The following is a 19,703-nucleotide window of genomic DNA, read 5'->3' as shown; positions in this document are numbered from 1 at the left end:
CGCTGCTTTTCGCCTCCGTCTTCCGCCCGGCCCTGACACCAAAGGAACTCCCATGCCTGCCACCGTTGCCCACGGCGGGCCGCCGTCCGTCCGCACCGCGTTCGTGCCCGGCAGCCGGCTGCCGGGCTGGGCCGACCGGTTCGGCGCCTCGCATGGCGGTTACCGGCTGCAGGATGACGACGACGGCCTCCGCCTGGTGGCGGCCGACGGCACCGAAGCGCTCCTGCAGGCGCCGTGGCCGGCCGACGGACGCCCGGGACGCGGCAGCGGAGCGCTGGAGCGGCTGGCCGCCCTTGCGGCCCAACCGCGACGGCTGGGCCTGCTGCTGGTGCGGCGCGGCGGTTACGGCATAGGGGTGGCAAGCGAAGGCATCCTGCTGGCATCCAAGGCAGGCACCAGGTACGTCCAGTCCCGTACGGCTGCGGGCGGACAGTCCCAGCAGCGGTTTGCCCGCCGCCGTTCCAACCAGGCGGACGCTTTGGTTGCGGCCGTGGCCGGCCAGGCGGCGGACGTGTTCCGTAGTGCGGCCTTCGAGTACCTGGTGCCCGGCGGCGACCGGCCCCTGGCCGACCTTGTCCTCCAGGAACCTGCCCTGCGTGACTACGCTCGCCTGCCACGCCTCGCGTGGCTCGACGTCGCCGAGCCCCGGGCCGCCGTGTTGAAGAAGGCCGCGGTGGACGCCTGCTCGGTCCGGATCACGGTGACCGACGCATCCGGATAGCGCACGGCTGTTGCCTGGTCAGCAGCCTGTCAGGGCGCGGCGGGGGCGTTCCTGCCGGTACAGGTAACGCCCGGCTTCCGTGAACCCGGCGTTGGCATACATCGCCTGCGCCCCATGGTTGGCGGCGGTGACAAGGAGCCAGTACTTCCCCGCCCCCTGCTCCGCACCGGCCTGCAGCAAGGACTGGAGGACAGCAGTTCCGTAGCCGCGGCGGCGCGCTTCAGCCCGGGTGGCCATGCAGTACAGCCCGCCCTGGGCGCTTCCGGCGGGAAGGGCGAGGCGCCCGACGGCGGCGGGCAGCCCGGCTCCGTCACGGACAAGCGCGTAAATCGAAGGACAGCCCAGCAGGATTTCCCTGGCGGTGGCGAGGGCGTCCTCCCCGCCGCGCCCGTCCACCTCCCACCAGACGCGCAGCCAGTCCGCGGAGGGTTCCCGGGAAACTTCAACGGCAGCGTCCGCGGTTCCTCCAGTCATCGGCCGCGGGTCATGACTACGGTCTCGGATTGCCGGGTGAAGCCTTCAGCGTCGAGCAGGTCGTGCAGCGCGGCTGTTGCGGGGGTGTCGAACAGCTGGAAGATGACCGGCAGCCGGCGGCTGCGGTACCAGGACCTGGCGTCGGCGAGCAGGCCCCGGAGGCTGTCACCTTGCAAATCCGCGGTGACGGCACGCGGCCAGATGGAGTTGGCGCGCTGGGTCACTCCGCCTGCTGCGCGCAGGACCCAGCCCCCGGCGTCGTACCGTTCCAGGGCCGGCCAGGCGGCATCCATGGCGGCTTCGAGGTCCAGTGGTGCGGGTTCACTTTTGCCCGGGGCGGACAACTGACAGCTCCTTCGTTAAAGGCGGGAGGTTCCCCGGTGATCCGGGGAACCTCCCTTGGCCGCTGCCTTGCGGCAGCGTTGCGTGATGCTACTGCTTCTCTTCGGGCTTCTTCACTTCCGGCTTTTTGGCCTCCGGCTTGAAGTCCACGCCTGCCTCCTTGCGCTGCTGCGGCGTGATGGGGGCCGGGGCATCGGTGAGGGGGTCGTGGCCGCCGCCGGACTTCGGGAAGGCGATGACGTCGCGGATGGACTCGACGCCCGCCAGCAGCGAAACCACGCGGTCCCAGCCGAAGGCGATTCCGCCGTGCGGCGGGGCGCCGTACTTAAAGCCCTCCAGCAGGAAGCCGAACTTGGTCTGGGCGTCCTCCTTGTCCAGGCCCATCAGCTCGAAGACGCGCTCCTGCACGTCCCGCTGGTGGATACGGATGGAGCCGCCGCCGATTTCGTTGCCGTTGCACACGATGTCGTAGGCGTAGGAGAGCGCCGATTCCGGATCCTTGTCGAAGGTGTCAAGGAACTCGGGCTTGGGCGAGGTGAAGGCGTGGTGGACGGCGGTCCACTGCCCTCCGCCGACGGCGACGTCACCGGAGGCAACAGCGGCTGCTGAGGGCTCGAACATCGGCGCGTCCACCACCCAGCAGAAAGCCCAGGCGTTGGGATCGATCAGGCCGGTGCGGTGGCCGATCTCCACGCGTGCAGCACCCAGCAGGGCCCGCGACGGCGTCTTCTCACCCGCGGCGAAGAAGATGCAGTCCCCGGGCTTGGCGCCCACGGCGTCAGCCAGGCCGGCGCGCTCGAACTCGGTGAGGTTCTTGGCGACCGGTCCGGCGAGCTCGCCGTCCTCCTTGTAGAGGACATACGCCAGGCCCTTGGCGCCGCGCTGCTTGGCCCACTCCTGCCAGGCATCAAGGGCACGGCGTGCCTGCGACGCGCCGCCGGGCATGACGACGGCCCCAACGTAGGGTGCCTTGAAGACGCCGAAGTTGGTGTCCTTGAAGAAATCCGTGAGCTCGGTCAGTTCCTGGCCAAAGCGCAGGTCCGGCTTGTCCGAGCCGTAGCGCGCCATCGCGTCGGCGTACGTGATCCGCTGGATGGGCGTGGGGATGTCGACGCCGATGAGCTGCCACACCGCCTTGACGATGTTTTCGCCCAGCCGGATCACGTCGTCCTGGTCCACGAAGCTGGCCTCAATGTCCAGCTGGGTGAATTCCGGCTGGCGGTCCGCGCGGAAGTCCTCGTCCCGGTAGCAGCGGGCAATCTGGTAGTACTTTTCGAAGCCGCCCACCTGCAGCAGCTGCTTGAACAGCTGCGGGGACTGCGGCAGCGCGTACCAGGACCCCGGAGCCAGGCGTGCCGGAACCAGGAAGTCACGGGCGCCTTCCGGCGTCGAACGTGTCAGCGTGGGCGTCTCGATCTCCACGAAGCCCTCATGGTGGAGCAGTTCGCGCGCCACCCGGTTTGCCTCGGAGCGGAGGCGCAGGTTGCGGCTGGGGCCGGGACGGCGCAGGTCCAGGTAGCGGTGCTTGAGGCGCGCTTCCTCGCCGACTTCCACGTGCTCGTCGATCTGGAACGGCAGCGGGTCGGAGGTGTTGAGGACGGTGACGTCCTCGGCGATGACCTCGATTTCGCCCGTGGCCAGCGCCGGGTTCTCGTTGCCTTCAGGACGCCTGGAAACGGTGCCCTTGATCTGCAGGACGTATTCATTGCGCAGTCCGTGGAACACTTCCTCCTCGCGGACCACCACCTGGGCCACGCCCGAAGCGTCGCGCAAATCCACGAATGCCACACCACCGTGATCACGGCGGCGGCCCACCCAGCCGGCCAGGGTTACGGTTTGTCCAATGTGCTCGGAGCGAAGGGATCCGAGGTCATGTGTGCGCAGCACAGCACGCCTTTCTGCGGGAAAACAGTGGGAAGTCAATATGATCGTTGCGGGAACGATCCCGTCCGAGTTTACCCGCTGGAAAGGGACTGCCGCCGCATGAGCGAACCGCAGCAGCTGCAACGCAGGCTGGGAACCTTTGATGCCACCGCCATCGGACTGGGCTCCATGCTGGGTGCCGGAGTGTTCGTGGTGTTCTCCCCGGCCGCGGCACTGGCAGGGAATCTGCTGGTCCTGTCCGTGGCTGTTGCCGGGCTGGTGGCGTACTGCAACGCCGTGGCATCGGCAGCCCTCGCCGCCAAGTACCCCACCAGCGGCGGGACCTACGTCTATGGCCGGAAACAGCTGGGCGAATGGCCGGGCTTCCTGGCCGGCTGGGGTTTCGTCACGGGCAAGACGGCGTCCTGCGCGGCCATGGCGTTGACGTTCGGCAGCTACGTGGCGCGGGACTACGCCGTCCCGGTTGCCGTGGCCGCCGTCGTGGCCCTCACCGCCGTCAACCTGCTGGGCATCACCAGGACAGCCCTGCTGACGAGGATCCTGCTGTGCCTGGTCCTGGCAACACTGGTGTTCGTTGGCACCGCCGCCGTGCTGGGTCCGCACCCCGCGCCACTGCCGGGAGGCGCGCATTCCGGCGGGGTGGAGGGCGTCCTGCCTGCCGCCGGGCTGATGTTCTTCGCGTTTGCCGGTTATGCCCGGATCGCCACGCTGGGCGAGGAGGTCAGGAATCCGGCGCGTGCCATCCCCCGCGCCATCCTGGCGGCCCTGGCGGGCGCATTCGCCATTTACCTGCTGCTGGCCCTGCTCCTGCAGGCCCACCTCGGAGAGCGGTTGGGGTCCACAGGCACTCCCCTGCTGGACGCAGTGCTGGACAGCCGGCTGGCAGCGGGTGCACCGCTGGTGCAGGCAGGAGCAGCGGCCGCGTGCCTGGGCGCACTCCTCGCGCTGATCACGGGCGTGGGAAGGACAACGTTGGCCATGGCCAGGGAGCGCGATCTTCCGGGGCCTCTGGCCAGGGTGGGCGGTCCCCACACCGTTCCGTTCGTCGCCGAACTGGCCGTGGCCGCCGTCGTGATCCTGCTGCTCCTGACCACCAACGTGATGACCGTCGTGGGCTTCTCAAGCTTCGGCGTGCTGGTCTACTACGCGGTAGCCAATGCGTCAGCATTCACCCTTTCCGCCCATCCCGGCTACGCTCCCCGGTGGCTTAACGCGCTGGGTTTCGTGGGCTGCGTGGTACTGGCCTTCACTTTGCCGGCTGCGTCGGTGCTGACCATGGCCGCAGTCCTTGCCGCCGGCGTGGTGGGGCGCTGGCTGGTGCTGCGGTTCCGGCAGCACCGGCACCGGACATAAGCGCCCGGCTAGACCGACGCCGCGGCGGCCGCGGTTGTCTCAACCTGCACTGCCAGGTCCTCCAGCGGCGGCATCCAGGTTTCAGGGGCGGCCAACACCTGCTCGCCGGTGCGGATGTCCTTGACCTGGTGGGTGCCGTCCTCGTCCGTGAACCAGACGAACGGGATTCCCCGGCGGTCCGCGAACTTGATCTGCTTGCCGAACTTCTCGGCCTTGGCAGCCACTTCGGTGGGGATTCCCCGGCTGCGCAGCAGGGCGGCGACATCCTGGGCAGTGCCCCAGCTGTCGTCATGGTTCAGGGCCACCAGCACTGCAGTGGGAACAGAGCGGGAGGCTTTGGCCAGGTCCTGGCTCAGGATCCGGGACACCAGGCGGGTGACGCCGATGGAGAGGCCAACGCCCGGGAACTTGCGGTTGCCCTTCGACGCCAGGGCGTCGTACCGGCCGCCGGAGCAGATGGACCCCAACTGTTCGTGGCCCACCAGGACGGTTTCCACCACCGTGCCGGTGTAGTAGTCCAGGCCACGGGCGATGCTGAGGTCCGCCAGTACCTTGCCGGGCGCCCGCTGCACGGCGGCATCGATGACCTGCTCCAGTTCGTCCAGGCCCTCGTCCAGGAGTTCGTTGCTGACACCCAGGGCACGGACCTGGTCCACAAAGGACGTATCTTCCGTTCGGATGGCAGCCAGTTGAAGCGCCTTGGCAGCCTGCTCGTCGGTTGCGCCGAGCTCGGTCTTGAGCAGTTCGGCCACCTTTGCCGGACCGATCTTTTCGAGTTTGTCGATACTGCGCAGCACGCCTGCGGTGTCATCAAGTCCGATGCCCCGGTAGAAGCCTTCCGCCAGTTTGCGGTTGTTGATCCGGAGACGGAAATCGGGGATGGGCAACGCACTGAGTGCTTCGGCGATGACCAAGGCGATCTCGACGTCGTAGCGGAACGGAAGCTCGCCGTCGCCGACCACGTCGATGTCCGCCTGGGTGAACTCGCGGGCCCGGCCTTCCTGGGGCCGCTCGCCGCGCCACACTTTCTGGATCTGGTAGCGGCGGAAGGGGAAGGCCAGGTAGCCGGCGTTTTCCACCACGTACCGGGCGAAGGGAACGGTCAGGTCGAAATGCAGGGCAAGCGCGTGGGGATCGGCCTTGCCGGCTTTAACGGGGTTCTCGCTCTCGTCCTCCTGGAGCCGGCTGAGCCCGTACACTTCCTTGTCGATCTCGCCCTTGCGCAGCAGCTGGCCCACCGTCTCCACGGCGCGGGTTTCGATCGAGGTGAAACCATGCAGTTCAAAAACCCGGCGCAGGGTATCGAGCACATGCAGCTCCACCAGCCGCTCCTCGGGAAGCCACTCGGGGAATCCGGACAGGGAGGCGGTGCGTGCCATGGGGAAGGTTCTCCTTAGGAATGGAAGGTGCGCCGGAGCTGCCGGCCGCGCCCGCAACGGCGGTCGTTCGGCGGCAGCACAGCCAGCCATGCATAAACTATGTGCGGCAGCCAGTTTATGCGTCATCCGTGTGCATCTCTAATGCGGCGGACCCGCACGGCCTGGCCCTTAACACCTGCGCCCCGCGGCCAACCGCCGGGCACCAGCAGCCCGACGACGAGGAGGACCCTTGGCGGCCAGTTCACGCAGTGCACGCGAAGCAAAACGGCGCATCCAGCAGATGGAAGCCAAGCGTGAGCTCCGGCGCGACCAGGAGAAGCGGCGGAAACGCGACAACCTCGTGGCCGCCGGCGCCGGAACCGCCGCCGTGCTGCTCGCCGTCGTCCTCCAGCTCACCGCCTTCGCCGGAAACCCCACTGAGGACGAATATGCCGCCGCGCAGGCGGGACTGACGGAACCATCCACCTCTGCAAGCGCCTCCGCGACACCCTCGGCGCCGGCCACCAACGGGCCCAACATCCCGTCCGCGGACACGGCGGCGGGCAAGACGTTCACCGGCGAACTGCTGCTGAACGGCAGCGCGCTCGGCGTGGAAGTGGACGGGACCAAGGCTCCGCAGGCAGCAGCCGTTTTCAAGTCCCTCAGCGACGAAGGCTATTTCAACGGCAAGTCATGCCACCGGCTCACCACTGCGGACCAGTTCGGCGTGCTGCAGTGCGGCTCCCCCAACGGGGACGGACAGGGCGACCCCAATTACACGTGGGGTCCGCTGGAAAACACGCCCGCAGACAACACCTACCCTGCCGGCACCATCGCCGTGGCCCGCACGGGGAACAACGCGTACGGCAACGGGACACAGTTCTTTATTGTCTACAAGGACACGGTCATTCCGGCCGATGCTGCCGGCGGCTATACCGTGGTGGGGAAGGTGACATCCGGGCTTGATGTTGTATCCAACATCGCTGCCGCAGGCATCACCCCGGGAGCCGGCGACACGGACGGCGCGCCAAAACAACCAGTCACGATAGACTCGTTCTCTCTGAAGTAGGAAGCCGGGCCGGCCAGGCCGCGGTGCAGTACGTGAGTATTTCCCTCCAAGCGAAAGACTTTTAGCGGTGACAGACAGTCAGAAATCCGACGAAACAGCAACAGACATGACCGAAGCAGCGGCTCCGGCCGAGGTTGGCGGTACTGATGCCAATGCCGGGCAGTCCCCCGTGACCCCTGAAGCCGCCGCTTCCGATGAGGGCACCGGGCAGGCTGACGAAGCCCAGGCCGCCGAAAGCCAGGCCATCGGGGACCCGGCCAGCGGGGCCCTGGCCACCGAAGACCACGGCGCTGAAGACCAGGCTGGAGGGACCGCCGCAGCGGAGACCTCCGCACCTGCCCCGGCACCGGCTCCTGCCCCCGCTCCGCGGCCGTCTGCACCGTCACCGGCAGCGTTCGCGTCGCGTCCCAAGCCTGCCGCTGCCGCTCCGGCCGCGGTTACGGCTCCGGCTGCACCTGGTACGTCCGTTGCCGAAGCCTCCAAATGGGGCCGGGTAGAGGGGGACGGACACGTCTACCTGAGCATCGACGGTGGCGAACACCCCGTGGGCCAGTACCCGGGTGTCAGCGACGACGAAGCGCTGCTCTACTTCGCGCGGAAGTACGACGACGTCGTGGCCCAGATCGTCCTGCTGGAGCAGCGGGTCAGCTCCAGGGCACCCAGCACCGACATGCAGAAGACCGTGACGCACCTGCGGGAACAGCTCGCCGAGCGCAACATGGTGGGCGACCTCCGTGCAGCGGAGGCGCGCCTGGACGCGCTGGCAGGCCAGATCACCGAGCTGGAAAAGGCCGAAAAGGCGGAGCACGACGCCGTGCGTGCCGCCGAGCTGGCAGCACGTGAAGCCATCGTCGCTGAAGCAGAGGAAATCTCCGGCCAGGATCCGGCGCAGACGCAGTGGAAGACCTCCAGCGCCCGGATGAACGAGCTCTTCGAGAACTGGAAGACGGCCCAGAAGAGCGGCGTCCGCCTGGGCCGCAGCAACGAAGATGCCCTGTGGAAGCGGTTCCGTGCCGCCCGCACCGTTTTCGACCGGCACCGCCGTGCCTATTTCTCCCAGCTGGACAGCAACAACTCTGCCGCGAAGGCCGCCAAGGAGAAGTTGATTGCCGAGGCTGAGGCGCTCTCAACATCAACCGACTGGGGCTTCGCTGCCGGTGAGTACCGCCGGCTGATGGACCAGTGGAAGGCCTCACCGCGGGCAAGCCGGAAGGACGACGACGCGCTCTGGGCAAGGTTCCGCGCCGCCCAGGACGTCTTCTTCACGTCCCGCCAGGCTGCCAACGAGGAGATCGACCAGGAGTACGCAGCAAACCTCACGGTAAAGGAGGCGCTGCTGGCCGAGGCCAATGCCATCCTGCCGGTAAAGGACCTGGCAGCGGCCAAGAAAGCCCTTCAGTCCGTTCGTGACCGCTGGGAGGAAGCCGGCAAGGTTCCCCGCGCGGACATGGGCCGGGTCGAGGCCGGGCTGCGGAAGGTTGAAGACGCCGTGCGGCACGCTGAGGAAGAGCAGTGGCAGCGGTCCAACCCCGAGCGCAAGGCACGCACCAACAGCGCGCTCTCGCAGCTGGAATCCGCAATTGCCGGGCTCCAGGAAGACCTTGCCAGGGCTGAGAAGAGCGGCGACCAGCGCAAGATCAAGGCCGCCCAGGAAGCACTCGAGGCACGCCAGGCATGGCTCGACCAGATCCAGCGTTCCGCCAGCGAGCTTGCCTGATTTTTCTGTCGTGAACTGACGGGCACAGGCCCGGTCCGGGTGTTATCCACATACTCCGGGCCGGGCCTGTGCCTGTTAACGGCGTCGGGGCAGGATGAAGGCATGGCCTCATCTCCAATCCCCTCCGCCGCCGGTCCCGGCAGGGAAGCCACCGCTGCCGGCGTACGGCCGGGCTGCCAGGCAAACGTTGGGGAGGCGGCCGCGCCGCCGCGTTTTCCCGACCTGTACGCACCCGGCGCGCCCTTCGCCGCTCCCGAGCTGCAGTCCCTGGCGGCCGACGGGCTGTTGGCCCGCTTCCACCAGCATGGCTACACCCTCCCCGGAATACCGGCATCGCCGCAGCTCCGGGCCAGGGCAGCAGCCGGAATCGTCCCGGCGGCCATACGGCAACGTGTTGTCGCCGGGCGCATGACGGCGGCCTGGATCTACGGCTGCGCAGCGGAACCGGAGAGGCTGGCGCTGCTGGTGGACGCCAAACGAAGGGTGTCCAGTCTCCGGAACACCCGGGGCTGCACGCTGCACGAAGTGAAGCTCGGGCCCTTCGATGTGATCAGCCTCGGCGGACTGATGGTCTCCAGTCCGCTGCGGACCGCACTCGATATCGCCCTGCATGTGGATGCCGAACGGGCCGTCCCCGCCCTGGCGGGATTGCTGGCCCGGCCGCAGCAGGATGTCAGGCTGCGCCTCCTGGTGCGCGCCATTGAGGCCACCCCAAGGGTCCCGCACAAGCGGGCTGCTTTGGAAAAGCTTGCCCTGCTAGCTCCGGCGCTTGTTCCCGGTGGTGCGGTAAACGTCGAAAACCCCGTCGATCCTGCGGACGGCGCTCAGGACGTGGCTGAGGTATTTGGGGTCGCCCATCTCGAAAGCGAATCTTGAAATGGCCACCCGGTCGGTGGAGGTGTGGACGCTGGCAGCAAGGATGTTGACATGGTTGTCGGACAGGACCCGCGTCACGTCCGAGAGCAGGGATTTCCGGTCCAGGGCCTCAACCTGGATTTCCACCAGGAAGACGCTCGACTGGGTGGGTGCCCAGTCCACGTCCACGATCCGGTCCGGCTGGTCCTTCAGGTCGGAGATGTTGGTGCAGTCGGTGCGGTGCACGGACACGCCGGATCCCCGGGTCACGAAGCCAAGGATCGGGTCCGGCGGAACGGGCGTGCAGCAGCGCGCCAGCTTCACCCATACATCGCCTACTCCACGGACCACGACGCCGGAGTCGGAGAAGCGGGCCTTGCTGACCTGGGTGGGGATGCTGACCTCTTCGACGTCATCATCGGCACTCTCGTTGCCGCCCAGGCTTTCAATGAGTTTCTCCATGACCGACTGGGCGGAGGTATGCCCGTCGCCCACACCGGCGTACAGGCCGGAGATGTCCGCGTACTTGAATTCCTCGGCCACGGCGGCCAGGGCCTCGTGCGTCATCAGCCGCTGCAGCGGAAGGTTCTGTTTCCGCATGGCACGGGTCAGCAGTTCCTTGCCGCGGTCAATTGCCTCTTCGCGGCGTTCCTTGCTGAACCATTGGCGGATCTTGTTGCGCGCCCTGGCGCTCTTGACGAAATGCTGCCAGTCCTGGCTGGGACCTGCCCCCTCGGCCTTGGAGGTGAAAATCTCCACCCAGTCGCCGTGGTTCAGCTCGCTGTTGAGCGGAACCAGCTTTCCATTGACCCTGGCGCCGATGGTGCGGTGGCCCACCTCGGTGTGCACGGCATAGGCGAAGTCCACGGGAGTCGATCCTGCCGGGAGCGCCATGACTTCGCCCTTGGGCGTAAACACGAACACTTCGCGCGCATTGATTTCGAAACGCAGTGAGTCCAGGAACTCGCCGGGATCGGACGTTTCCTGCTGCCAGTCCACCAGTGAGCGCAGCCACCCCATGTCTCCGTCGCGCGGGCTTCCGGGACCGACGGCGGTGCGGTTGGGCTGGTCCTTGTATTTCCAGTGCGCCGCAACACCGTACTCCGCCCGGCGGTGCATTTCGTGCGTGCGGATCTGGATTTCCACCGGCTTGCCGCCGGGGCCAATCACCGTGGTGTGCAGGGACTGGTACATGTTGTACTTGGGCATCGCGATGTAGTCCTTGAACCTGCCGGGCAGGGGGTTCCAGCGCGAGTGCAGGGTGCCCAGGGCGGCGTAGCAGTCCCGGACCGAGTCCACCAGGACGCGGACGCCCATGAGGTCGTTGATGTCGTCGAAGTCCTTGTCGCGGACAATCATCTTTTGGTAGATGGAGTAGTAGTGCTTGGGCCTGCCGGTGATGGTGGCTTTAATCCGGGCAGCGCGCAGGTCCTCAGTGATCTGGTCACGGATGACACCCAGGCTCTTCTCCCGCTCCGGCGTCCTGTCCCCCACCATCCGCACGATCTCTTCGTACACCTTGGGGTAGAGCGCAGCGAAGGACAGGTCCTCAAGTTCCCACTTAATGGTGTTCATGCCCAGCCGGTGCGCCAGCGGCGCGAAGATCTCCAGGGTTTCGCGGGCCTTGCGGGCGGACGATTCAGCCGACACGAAGCGCCAGGTGCGGGCATTGTGCAGCCGGTCCGCCAGCTTGATCATCAGGACCCGGATGTCCTTGGCCATGGCCACGACCATTTTGCGGACCGTCTCGGACTGTGCGGCCTCGCCAAAGCTGACCTTGTCGAGCTTGGTGACGCCGTCCACCAGCATGGCCACTTCCGGCCCGAAGTCCCGTTTCAGGTCCGCCAGGGTATAGGGAGTGTCCTCGACCGTGTCGTGGAGCAGGGCGGCTGCCAGTGTGGTGCCGCTGAGGCCCAGTTCCGCAAGGATGGTGGCCACAGCCACCGGGTGGGTGATGTACGGATCCCCGCTCTTGCGCTTTTGCCCGCGGTGGCTGCGCTCGGCGACGTCGAACGCACGCTGGATGAGGTCGAAGTCCTCTTTGGGGTTGTTGGCGCGTACGGTCCGCAGCAGCGGCTCAAGGATGGGTGAGTATGTGGCGGTTCCGCGTCCGGTCAGGCGGGCAAGCCGGGAGCGTGTGCGCTCCCTGCGGCCGGGAAACGTGGGGCGGGATCCTGAGTTATCGACAGGTACCAATGAGCCCGGGCGCGCAGAAGGTGCCGCACCGGCTTGCATGCCGGCAGGATTTTTTTCCTCCTGTGCCGTTGGCGCTGACGCCGAACGTTCTTCCAATGAAGTACCCCTCACCACCGTCTTAATTACCCCAGTCTATTCCTCCGGGCAGCGACTTTTATAACCGGGCCTTCACACCCAAAGGCCGGGCGGCGCAAAGTACGCGCCGCCCGGCCTTTGGGTGGTTTAAAGCTGCCGGTGGTTGCTGATCAGGCCTTGGCCGGCGATGCCGGAACTGCCCGTTCAGCTGCACCTGCGCGGCGCTGCTCAACACGCCTTGCCTGCTTCACCAACTCCGGTTCGCCCTGGCGGAGCCAGGCGTACATCGGCGCCGCCACGAAGATGGTTGCCGCTGTACCGATGAGGATTCCGACGAACAGTGCCAGGGACAGGTCACGCAGGGTTCCTGCGCCCAGGAGGCCGGCACCAATGAACAGGATGGCGCCCACGGGAAGGATGGCCACCATCATGGTGTTGATGGAGCGCACCAGCGTCTGGTTGACGGCAAGGTTGACTTCCTCGCCGAAGGTCCGGCGCGTGGACGCGTCGATCCCGGCCGTGTTTTCGCGGATCTTGTCGAAAACCACCACGGTGTCATACAGCGAGTAGCTGAGGACGGTGAGGAACCCGATGATGGCCGAGGGGGTGACCTCGAAATCGCTGAGGGCATAGACCCCGGCCGTGATGAACATGGTGACGGCCATGCCGGCCAGCGCCGAGAGGGACATCTTCCAGGTACGGAAGTACAGGGCCATCAGCAGGGCCGCGAGCAGCACGAATACTCCCAGGCCGATCAGTGCCTGCTTGGTCACGTCTGCACCCCAGGTGGGCCCGACGAACGTGGAGGTCACCTCGTTGTCGGTAACGCCGTAGGCGGTGGTGAGGCCCTCCTTGATCCGGAGGGTCTCGTCATCCGTCAGTTTGTCGGTCTGGATGCGCATGGTGTTGCCGGCCACGTTGGCTACCCGCGGAACACTGCCTGACACCACATCAGTCACGGCCTTCTCACCGATGGAGGCATCGGTGGTCTTGACGTTGGACACGGTGAATTCGGAGCCGCCGCGGAATTCGATGCCGAGGTTGAAGCCGCCCTTGGCCACCGGGATAAGGATGGACAGGGTCACGCCCACCGCGGCGATGATGAACCAGATCTTCTTGGCGCCGACGAAGTCGTAGGAGCGCTTCCCGGTGTAGAGCTCGTTGCCGAAAGTAGCGAAGCCTGACATTACTTGTTCTCCTTCGCGGAGGTCTTGGACGAACCAGCCAACTGTTCCTGCTTCTCTGCCAGGCGCCGCTCGGCGATGGTCATGCGGCGCTCGGCCTCGGCAGCCGCCCCTGTGTTCTTGGTGCGGACCACCACGGGCTTGTCCTCCGGGGTGCGGACGCGTCCGGCGCCGCGGTACAGCGGGACGGCACCAAGCCGTTCGGGGTCGAGGCCGGAGAACTTGTGGCCTTCACCGAAGAACCGGGTACGGGCCAGGAGCTGCAGCGTGGGGTGGGTGAACATGAACACCACGATGAGGTCGGCGATGGCGGTCAGGCCCAGGGTGAAGGCGAAGCCGCGGACGTTGCCCACTGCCACGAAGTACAGGACCAGTGCGGCCAGGAGGTTGACGGCCTTGGAGGCGAGGACGGTGCGCTTGGCGCGCTTCCAGCCGTTTTCGACGGCGGATACCAGGCCGCGCCCTTCACGCAGTTCATCCCTGATGCGTTCAAAGTAGACGATGAAGGAGTCTGCCGTCTGGCCGATGGCCACGATGATGCCGGCCACGCCGGCCAGTGACAGCCGGTAGTTCTCCGTCCAGCCCAGGATCGCGATGGCCAGGTACGTCAGGGCACCGGCCACCACCAGCGATGCGATGGTGACGAAGCCCAGGGCACGGTACTGGAACAGCGAGTAGACCACCACGAGCAGGAGCCCGATCAGGCCGGCCAGCAGGCCCATGCGCAGCTGTTCGCCACCGAGCGTGGCGGAAATCTGCTGCTCGCTCTGGATGTCGAAGCTGATGGGAAGGGCGCCGAACTTCAACTGGTCGGAGAGTGCCTTGGCCGTCTTCTCATTGAAGCCACCGGTAATCTGCGGACGGCCGTCAGTGATGACAGCCAGGGAACGCGGGGCGGAGATGACCTGGTCATCCAGCACAATGGCGAACTGGGACTTGGGGTCGGTGCCCGACTGGCCGCCGGCTGCCACGTAGAACTGGTTGAGCCGTTCGGTGACCTCTTTGAACTTGGCTGTACCCTCGGCGTCGAACTGGATGTTGACGGCCCATTCATTGGTGACAGCCCCCTGTGCGCCCTGCTGCAGCTGGAAGGACGAGGTGACGATGTTGCTGCCCTTCACCTCCACGGGACCCAGGATGTATTTGATGGCCGGCGACTTGTCCGTGGCCGGCTCGCAGGTCACCAGCGGCTTGGTGGGATCCGACCGCTGGGCTTTCTCCGCAGCGGCACTGTTGCAGTCGAGCGCCTCGAACTGCTTGTAGATCTCGGGCGTGATCCAGTTGGTGTCACTGCTGTTGGCAGGCTCGGCGGTCGGCTTGGGCAGCTGGTCCTCCGGCGTCTGCGACTCGGCAGGAACTGCTGCGCCGTCGCCATTGAGGAGGACAGGGCGGAAGTTCATGTCCGCCGAGGCCTGGATCAGGTTGCGCGTCTCGGCAGAGGGTGTGCCGGGAAGGCTGACCACCACGTTGCGCCCTGACTGGGTGCTGATTTCCGCCTCGGAGACGCCGGAACCGTCAACGCGCTGGCGGATGATCGCCACCGCCTGGTTGAGCTGCTGTTCGTTGATGTCCGAACCGCCCTCCACCTTCGGGGCCAGGATCATCTGGGTGCCGCCCTCGAGGTCCAGCGCCAGCTTGGGTGCCCAGCTGGCCTGTCCGGCAATGGTGCCGCCGGCCAGGACGGCGGTCAGCGCTGCCAGGATTACACCAAGCCAGACCAGGACGCGGAGCCCTGGTTTCTTGCGGCCAGTTCGTGCCATTGTCGATCTTTCTCTTGTTCGCGGAGAAACCGCCGGAGCGGGCTGCTGCCTGCGCCGGCGGTGGTCCGCAGCGGTAGAGGGAGGAAGGGGCCAGCGGGCCTAGCTGTCCTTTTTGCCCTCGTCGTTGAGGCGCTTCAGGGTTTCCTCGGGAGTCTCGGCACCTGTTGCGGTGCTTCCGGACTCCGGGGTGGTGAGGGAGGACGCATCATCCGGAACCACCGGGGAGGCGTCAGCCGGCTGGGCGGCGGATTCTGCCACCGGCTCAACGACCTTGGTGACGGCCTGGCGGTGCACAGTGGCCAGGTTGCCGGGGGAAAGTTCAAGGGTGACCTTGTTCTCGGCCTCGTCGATGTCCACGATCCGGCCGAAAAGGCCAAAGCTGGTCATGACCTCCACGCCCGGGGCAAACTTCGACTGGAGCTCTGCCTGCTGCTGCTGCGTCTTCTTGTTGCGGCGGAACATCATGAAGATGAATACGCCGAGCATGACGAACAGGAGAATTGACATTGGATCCAAGGGGAATTCCGTTCTTTAGCGTGGTGTAGCTGGGTTTTCCGGCGACGTTGGCTTCGCTTCGGCCGGGGCGGGTTTGCGGTGCAGGCAGAACGCCTGACATGTTCCTTCCCCAAGCGACGGGGGCGTCAGGGCCACCCGCGAAACAAAGACCCGAACGTGCCGGGCGTCATACCAGTCTAAAGGGAAAAGCTGAAGGGAGCCTGCTATTGGCTCTCCGGGGCCCAGTCCCCCGCCGCGGCATCGCCCCCGGCGGGCTCGAAAAGGTCCAGTTGCTCCTGCGCGAAGACGCCGGACGGGATGGCATAGCCCAGGTGCGTCCATGCCGGTGCCATGGCAATCCTGCCGCGGGGCGTACGGCCCAGCAGGCCCTCCCGGACCAGGAACGGTTCGGCGACTGTCTCAACGGTTTCGGTTTCTTCACCGACGGCGATGGCGAGGGTGGACAGTCCGACCGGACCGCCGCCGAACTTGGTGATGAGTGCGTCGAGGACGGCCCGGTCCAGCCGGTCCAGACCCTTTTTGTCCACCTCATACATGTCCAGGGCAGCGGACGCGGTCCTGGCGTCGATTTGTTCGACGCCGTGCACCAGCGCCCAGTCCCGGACGCGCCGCAACAGCCGGTTGGCAATACGGGGAGTGCCGCGGGAACGGCCGGCGATTTCGGCGAAGCCGGCCGAGTTGACCTTCAGGTCCAGCAGTCCGGCAGAACGCCGCAGCACCAGTTCCAGCTCCGGAACCGAGTAGAACTCGAGGTGCCCGGTGAAGCCGAACCGGTCGCGCAGCGGTCCCGGCAGCAGTCCCGCGCGGGTGGTGGCGCCCACCAGGGTGAACGGCGGCAGCTCGAGCGGGATGGCGGTGGCACCGGCCCCTTTGCCCACCACGATGTCAACGCGGAAGTCCTCCATTGCCATGTAGAGCATTTCCTCTGCAGGCCGGGACATGCGGTGGATCTCGTCCAGGAACAGGACCTCGCCCTCAGAGAGCGAGGACAGGATTGCTGCGAGGTCGCCGGCGTGCTGGATGGCAGGTCCGCTGCTGAGGCGCAGCGGCGCGTTCATCTCGGCGGCAACGATCATCGCCAGGGTGGTCTTGCCCAGGCCGGGCGGCCCGGAGAACAGCACGTGGTCGGCAGTCCGTCCGCGCATCCGGGACGCCTGGAGCACCAGCGACAGCTGCTTGCGCACCCGGTGCTGGCCAACGAAGTCGTCAAGGTTCTTGGGCCTGAGCGCCGCCTCAATGGCACGCTCCTCCGGCTCCTCCCCCGCTGCGACCAGGGACGGTTCAGCCACGGGTGCCTACGCGGTTGCCTGCCCGGGCGCCGTCCTGGCCCAGCCAGCGGAGGGTGGTGCGCAGGATTTCGGGCACGTTGCCGCGGAAGGACACTTCCGGGTCCTCCGCAAGGGCTTTGTCGATGCTGGTGGAGGCGTCCTTTTCGGACCAGCCCAGGCTGGTCATGGCGGCCACCACCTGGGGCTTCCAGGCAGCTTCTGCGGGCGTGGCGGCACCGGGGGCCGCGGCGGTTCCGTGCGGGACGAGCTTTCCAGCCAGCTCCAGCACTATCCTGCCAGCCACCTTGGGGCCGATTCCGGGGACCTTCGTGAAGGTCTTGCTGTCCCCTGTGTGCGCGGCAACCCTGATTGCTTCGGGATCGTGGACGGCCAGGACTGCAAGCGCAAGCCGGGGACCGACGCCGCTGACACTCAGCAGGATGTCGAAGACCTCGCGTTCGTCGTCGGAGGCGAAGCCAAAGAGCGTCAGCGAGTCTTCCCGCACGATCAGGGAGGTGAACAGCTGGCCTTGTTCACCCACGTGCAGCCTGCTGAGCGTCTGGGGCGTGGCGTTGACGCTCATCCCGGCACCGTTGAGGTCTATCACGGCCGTGGACAGGCCAACATGCGCTACGGTTCCGCGGAGGAAACTGATCAAGGCCGGGCTCCCGTTGTACCGCCGGCCTCACAGTGAGGGCCCGGCTATCCGAACATATTTACGAATACCCTAGCAAGCAGCAGGGACAATCAGCGTGCACGGCGCGCCTTCGCCTCCGCCTCGGCCCATGCCCGCTGCGCGGGAGTCAGGGATGAACTGCCGGGACCCGTGGTGGCCACGGCCGCGCCGCTTCCGGCCCGCCACGCGTGCGTGATGGCCAGCGCCAGCGCGTCGGCGGCGTCGGCCGGACGCGGCGGCGCGTCAAGGCGGAGGATCTTGGTGACCAGCTTGGTCACGGCGTCCTTGTTGGAGGACCCGCTCCCGGTCACGGCGGCCTTGACCTCTGATGGCGTGTGCAGCGCCACCGGAATTCCCCGGCGGGCCGCCGCAGCGATGACCACGCCGGAAGCCTGGGCTACGCCCATCACCGTGCTGACGTTGAGCTGGGAAAAGACGCGTTCGACGGCGAGGACGTCCGGCTCGTAGCGGTCAAGCCATTCGTCAATTGCCGTGGCGATCACCAGCAGGCGCCGGTCCAGCGTCTCCTCAGGGGACGTGCCTACCACGCCGACGGCCACCATGCTGGCCCGCCGGTTCCGCTCAACATCCACCACGCCAATGCCGCACCGGGTGAGGCCGGGATCAACGCCGAGGACGCGGAGTGTCACCCGGCCCCCATCGAAGTGCCCGGCACAGCCTCCGGGGACGCACTAGCCGGCAAGGCGGGACGTCACTCGGATTCCAGGGCGGCCTGGACTTCGTCGCTGAGGTCGGCGTTGCTGTACACGTTCTGGACGTCGTCGAGGTCCTCGAGGGCGTCGGCAAGCTTCAGGAACTTGCGGGCGCCGTCCACATCCAGCTCAACCTGCATTGAGGGCACGAACTCAACTTCGTCGGTGTCGTACTCGATGCCGGCTTCCTTGAGTGCTTCGCGGATGGCGGGAAGATCTCCCGGCTCCGAATGGATCTCGAAGGTCTCGCCGTTGTCCTTGACTTCCTCCGCGCCTGCGTCGAGGACGGCCATCAGGACGTCGTCCTCGCTCAGGCCGTTCTTGGGCAGGTTCACAACACCCTTGCGGGTGAAGAGGTAGCTGACGGAGCCCGGGTCCGCGATGGTGCCGCCGTTGCGGGAGATGGCCAGCCTTACTTCGGAAGCCGCCCGGTTCTTGTTGTCGGTAAGGCACTCGATCAGCAGGGCTGAGCCCTGGGGCCCGCGGGCCTCGTACATGATTTCGGTGTAGTCCACCACTTCACCGGTGAGCCCGGCGCCGCGCTTGATGGCGCGGTCAATGTTGTCGTTGGGGACGGACGTTTTCTTGGCCTTGGTAACGGCCAGTTCCAGGCCGGGGTTGCCGGCGAGGTCCGGTCCACCCATCCGGGCGGCAACTTCGATGTTCTTGATCAGTTTGGCAAACGACTTTGCGCGGCGGCTGTCAATGATCGCCTTTTTGTGCTTGGTCGTTGCCCATTTGGAGTGGCCTGACATGCTTTACGCTTCTCCTCTGATCATGCGGATAAAAAGTTCGTGTACGCGTTTCTCGCCGGTCACTTCCGGGTGGAAGGAGGTGGCCAGCAGCTGGCCGGAACGCACTGCGACAATTCTAGCCGTCCCGGGCAGCGCTGCGGCGTGGGACGCCTGGCCGGGGTCCGCCGGTTCCACCTGCGCCAGGACCTCCACGTCCGCACCGACCCGCTCCACCCACGGACCGCGGATGAAGACAGCGTGCACGGGTGCCACGCCTGATTCCGTGGCGCTGAATTCCAGGCCCTTGAACTCCAGATCGGTTTCGAAGGACTCGCGCTGCCGGCCAAAGGCGTTGCGGCGGACGGTGATGTCCAGGCCGCCGAACGTCTGCTGGGGGGCGCCCGAAAGATCGGTGGCAGGATCGGCGATGTCCGAGGCAAGCAGGATCATCCCTGCGCAGGAGCCATAGACCGGCAGTCCCTCGGCGATGTACTTCCGGAGCGGGTCTGCAAGGTCGAAGGCCCTCGCCAGCTTGTCGATGGTGGTGGATTCGCCACCGGGAATGATAAGGCCGTCCAGGCCGTCCAGCTCCTCCGGGCGGCGGACAGCCACACCCTGCGCGCCGGTGGCTTCGGCGGCGCGGAGGTGTTCGCGGAAGTCTCCCTGGAGGGCCAGGACGCCAATCCGCAGGCCTGAGCCCACGCGCGCAGGAGCAGCAGAGGGGGGATTCGTCATCCCTCCAGCATACGGGCCCTCCCTCCATGGCTGCTGCCACTCGGAGGCCCCGGCAAAGGTTGCATGCCGCTGC

The 19,703-nt window shown here is 66.6% G+C and carries 16 protein-coding genes and 1 pseudogene; 5 read left to right on the top strand and 12 right to left on the bottom strand.

Annotated elements, in window-relative coordinates; all coding sequences use genetic code 11:
- Positions 1–52: 52 nt before the first annotated feature.
- Positions 53–721: an acVLRF1 family peptidyl-tRNA hydrolase gene (locus AC3ANU_RS11800; protein WP_056390471.1), complete on the top strand. Its 669-nt coding sequence runs from the start codon at positions 53–55 to the stop codon at positions 719–721.
- A gap of 18 nt (positions 722–739) precedes the next feature.
- Here the strand turns inward: AC3ANU_RS11800 and AC3ANU_RS11795 are convergent.
- Together AC3ANU_RS11795 and aspS are read right to left on the bottom strand one after the other, a co-directional pair.
- Positions 740–1,488: pseudogene (locus AC3ANU_RS11795) on the bottom strand (GNAT family N-acetyltransferase).
- 139 nt (positions 1,489–1,627) lie between these two features.
- Positions 1,628–3,424 (bottom strand): aspartate--tRNA ligase, encoded by a 1,797-nt coding sequence (aspS, locus tag AC3ANU_RS11790; RefSeq protein WP_488314579.1) that lies wholly within the window; start codon positions 3,422–3,424, stop codon positions 1,628–1,630.
- Between the two features lie 96 nt (positions 3,425–3,520).
- On the opposite strand from aspS, the gene AC3ANU_RS11785 reads away from it, so the two are divergent.
- Entirely contained in the window at positions 3,521–4,774 is a 1,254-nt protein-coding gene (locus AC3ANU_RS11785; RefSeq protein ID WP_056390475.1) for an APC family permease, read from the top strand.
- A gap of 8 nt (positions 4,775–4,782) precedes the next feature.
- On the opposite strand, the gene hisS is transcribed toward AC3ANU_RS11785, so the two are convergent.
- Entirely contained in the window at positions 4,783–6,153 is a 1,371-nt protein-coding gene (gene hisS, locus AC3ANU_RS11780) for a histidine--tRNA ligase (protein WP_223991649.1), read from the bottom strand.
- A gap of 229 nt (positions 6,154–6,382) precedes the next feature.
- Here hisS and AC3ANU_RS11775 point away from each other — a divergent pair, with 229 nt between their 5' ends.
- The 3 genes from AC3ANU_RS11775 (at position 6,383) to AC3ANU_RS11765 (ending at position 9,794) form a co-directional block, all read left to right on the top strand.
- On the top strand, positions 6,383–7,201 hold the full coding sequence (locus AC3ANU_RS11775) for a peptidylprolyl isomerase (RefSeq protein ID WP_134164700.1): 819 nt from the start codon (positions 6,383–6,385) through the stop codon (positions 7,199–7,201).
- Positions 7,202–7,268: 67 nt separating this feature from the next.
- Positions 7,269–8,918, top strand: a complete 1,650-nt coding sequence (locus AC3ANU_RS11770) for a DUF349 domain-containing protein (RefSeq protein ID WP_488314578.1) — start codon at positions 7,269–7,271, stop codon at positions 8,916–8,918.
- Positions 8,919–9,020: 102 nt separating this feature from the next.
- Positions 9,021–9,794 (top strand): hypothetical protein, encoded by a 774-nt coding sequence (locus AC3ANU_RS11765; RefSeq protein ID WP_488314577.1) that lies wholly within the window; start codon positions 9,021–9,023, stop codon positions 9,792–9,794.
- Here the strand turns inward: AC3ANU_RS11765 and AC3ANU_RS11760 are convergent.
- The 9 genes from AC3ANU_RS11760 to pdxT all read right to left on the bottom strand — a co-directional run bounded on the left by AC3ANU_RS11760 (position 9,675) and on the right by pdxT (position 19,630).
- Positions 9,675–12,065: a RelA/SpoT family protein gene (locus tag AC3ANU_RS11760; protein ID WP_026265777.1), complete on the bottom strand. Its 2,391-nt coding sequence runs from the start codon at positions 12,063–12,065 to the stop codon at positions 9,675–9,677. The two genes, AC3ANU_RS11765 and AC3ANU_RS11760, sit on opposite strands and share 120 nt — an antisense overlap.
- Positions 12,066–12,214: 149 nt before the next feature.
- On the bottom strand, positions 12,215–13,231 hold the full coding sequence (secF, locus tag AC3ANU_RS11755) for a protein translocase subunit SecF (protein ID WP_488314576.1): 1,017 nt from the start codon (positions 13,229–13,231) through the stop codon (positions 12,215–12,217).
- Positions 13,231–14,988, bottom strand: coding sequence for a protein translocase subunit SecD (gene secD, locus AC3ANU_RS11750; protein ID WP_018769335.1), 1,758 nt, complete (start codon positions 14,986–14,988; stop codon positions 13,231–13,233). Before secD ends, secF begins: the two co-directional genes overlap by 1 nt.
- 99 nt (positions 14,989–15,087) lie before the next feature.
- Positions 15,088–15,495 (bottom strand): preprotein translocase subunit YajC, encoded by a 408-nt coding sequence (gene yajC, locus AC3ANU_RS11745; RefSeq protein ID WP_488314575.1) that lies wholly within the window; start codon positions 15,493–15,495, stop codon positions 15,088–15,090.
- A gap of 212 nt (positions 15,496–15,707) precedes the next feature.
- Positions 15,708–16,793, bottom strand: coding sequence for a Holliday junction branch migration DNA helicase RuvB (gene ruvB / locus AC3ANU_RS11740; RefSeq protein ID WP_018769337.1), 1,086 nt, complete (start codon positions 16,791–16,793; stop codon positions 15,708–15,710).
- Positions 16,786–17,430 carry a Holliday junction branch migration protein RuvA gene (gene ruvA / locus AC3ANU_RS11735; RefSeq protein ID WP_018769338.1) on the bottom strand — a complete coding sequence of 215 codons (645 nt, stop codon included), beginning with the start codon at positions 17,428–17,430 and terminating at the stop codon, positions 16,786–16,788. Before ruvA ends, ruvB begins: the two co-directional genes overlap by 8 nt.
- A gap of 89 nt (positions 17,431–17,519) precedes the next feature.
- Positions 17,520–18,098 carry a crossover junction endodeoxyribonuclease RuvC gene (gene ruvC / locus AC3ANU_RS11730; protein ID WP_018769339.1) on the bottom strand — a complete coding sequence of 193 codons (579 nt, stop codon included), beginning with the start codon at positions 18,096–18,098 and terminating at the stop codon, positions 17,520–17,522.
- A 62-nt stretch (positions 18,099–18,160) separates the two neighbouring features.
- Positions 18,161–18,916 carry a YebC/PmpR family DNA-binding transcriptional regulator gene (locus AC3ANU_RS11725; protein ID WP_018769340.1) on the bottom strand — a complete coding sequence of 252 codons (756 nt, stop codon included), beginning with the start codon at positions 18,914–18,916 and terminating at the stop codon, positions 18,161–18,163.
- A gap of 3 nt (positions 18,917–18,919) precedes the next feature.
- On the bottom strand, positions 18,920–19,630 hold the full coding sequence (gene pdxT, locus AC3ANU_RS11720) for a pyridoxal 5'-phosphate synthase glutaminase subunit PdxT (RefSeq protein ID WP_026265778.1): 711 nt from the start codon (positions 19,628–19,630) through the stop codon (positions 18,920–18,922).
- Between the last annotated feature and the right edge of the window lie 73 nt (positions 19,631–19,703).

This window comes from Arthrobacter sp. SDR-2R (genome assembly GCF_057747955.1).
Note: the sequence above shows the minus strand (reverse complement) of the source record. Positions and strands in the feature narration are given on the sequence as shown.

Coding starts and splice junctions, on each gene's coding strand:
- AC3ANU_RS11725 (WP_018769340.1), bottom strand. CDS start 18,916: ATGTCAGGCCACTCCAAATGGGCAACGACCAAGCACAAAAAGGCGATC.
- hisS (WP_223991649.1), bottom strand. CDS start 6,153: ATGGCACGCACCGCCTCCCTGTCCGGATTCCCCGAGTGGCTTCCCGAG.
- secD (WP_018769335.1), bottom strand. CDS start 14,988: ATGGCACGAACTGGCCGCAAGAAACCAGGGCTCCGCGTCCTGGTCTGG.
- AC3ANU_RS11765 (WP_488314577.1), top strand. CDS start 9,021: ATGGCCTCATCTCCAATCCCCTCCGCCGCCGGTCCCGGCAGGGAAGCC.
- pdxT (WP_026265778.1), bottom strand. CDS start 19,630: ATGACGAATCCCCCCTCTGCTGCTCCTGCGCGCGTGGGCTCAGGCCTG.
- AC3ANU_RS11800 (WP_056390471.1), top strand. CDS start 53: ATGCCTGCCACCGTTGCCCACGGCGGGCCGCCGTCCGTCCGCACCGCG.
- yajC (WP_488314575.1), bottom strand. CDS start 15,495: ATGTCAATTCTCCTGTTCGTCATGCTCGGCGTATTCATCTTCATGATG.
- secF (WP_488314576.1), bottom strand. CDS start 13,231: ATGTCAGGCTTCGCTACTTTCGGCAACGAGCTCTACACCGGGAAGCGC.
- AC3ANU_RS11785 (WP_056390475.1), top strand. CDS start 3,521: ATGAGCGAACCGCAGCAGCTGCAACGCAGGCTGGGAACCTTTGATGCC.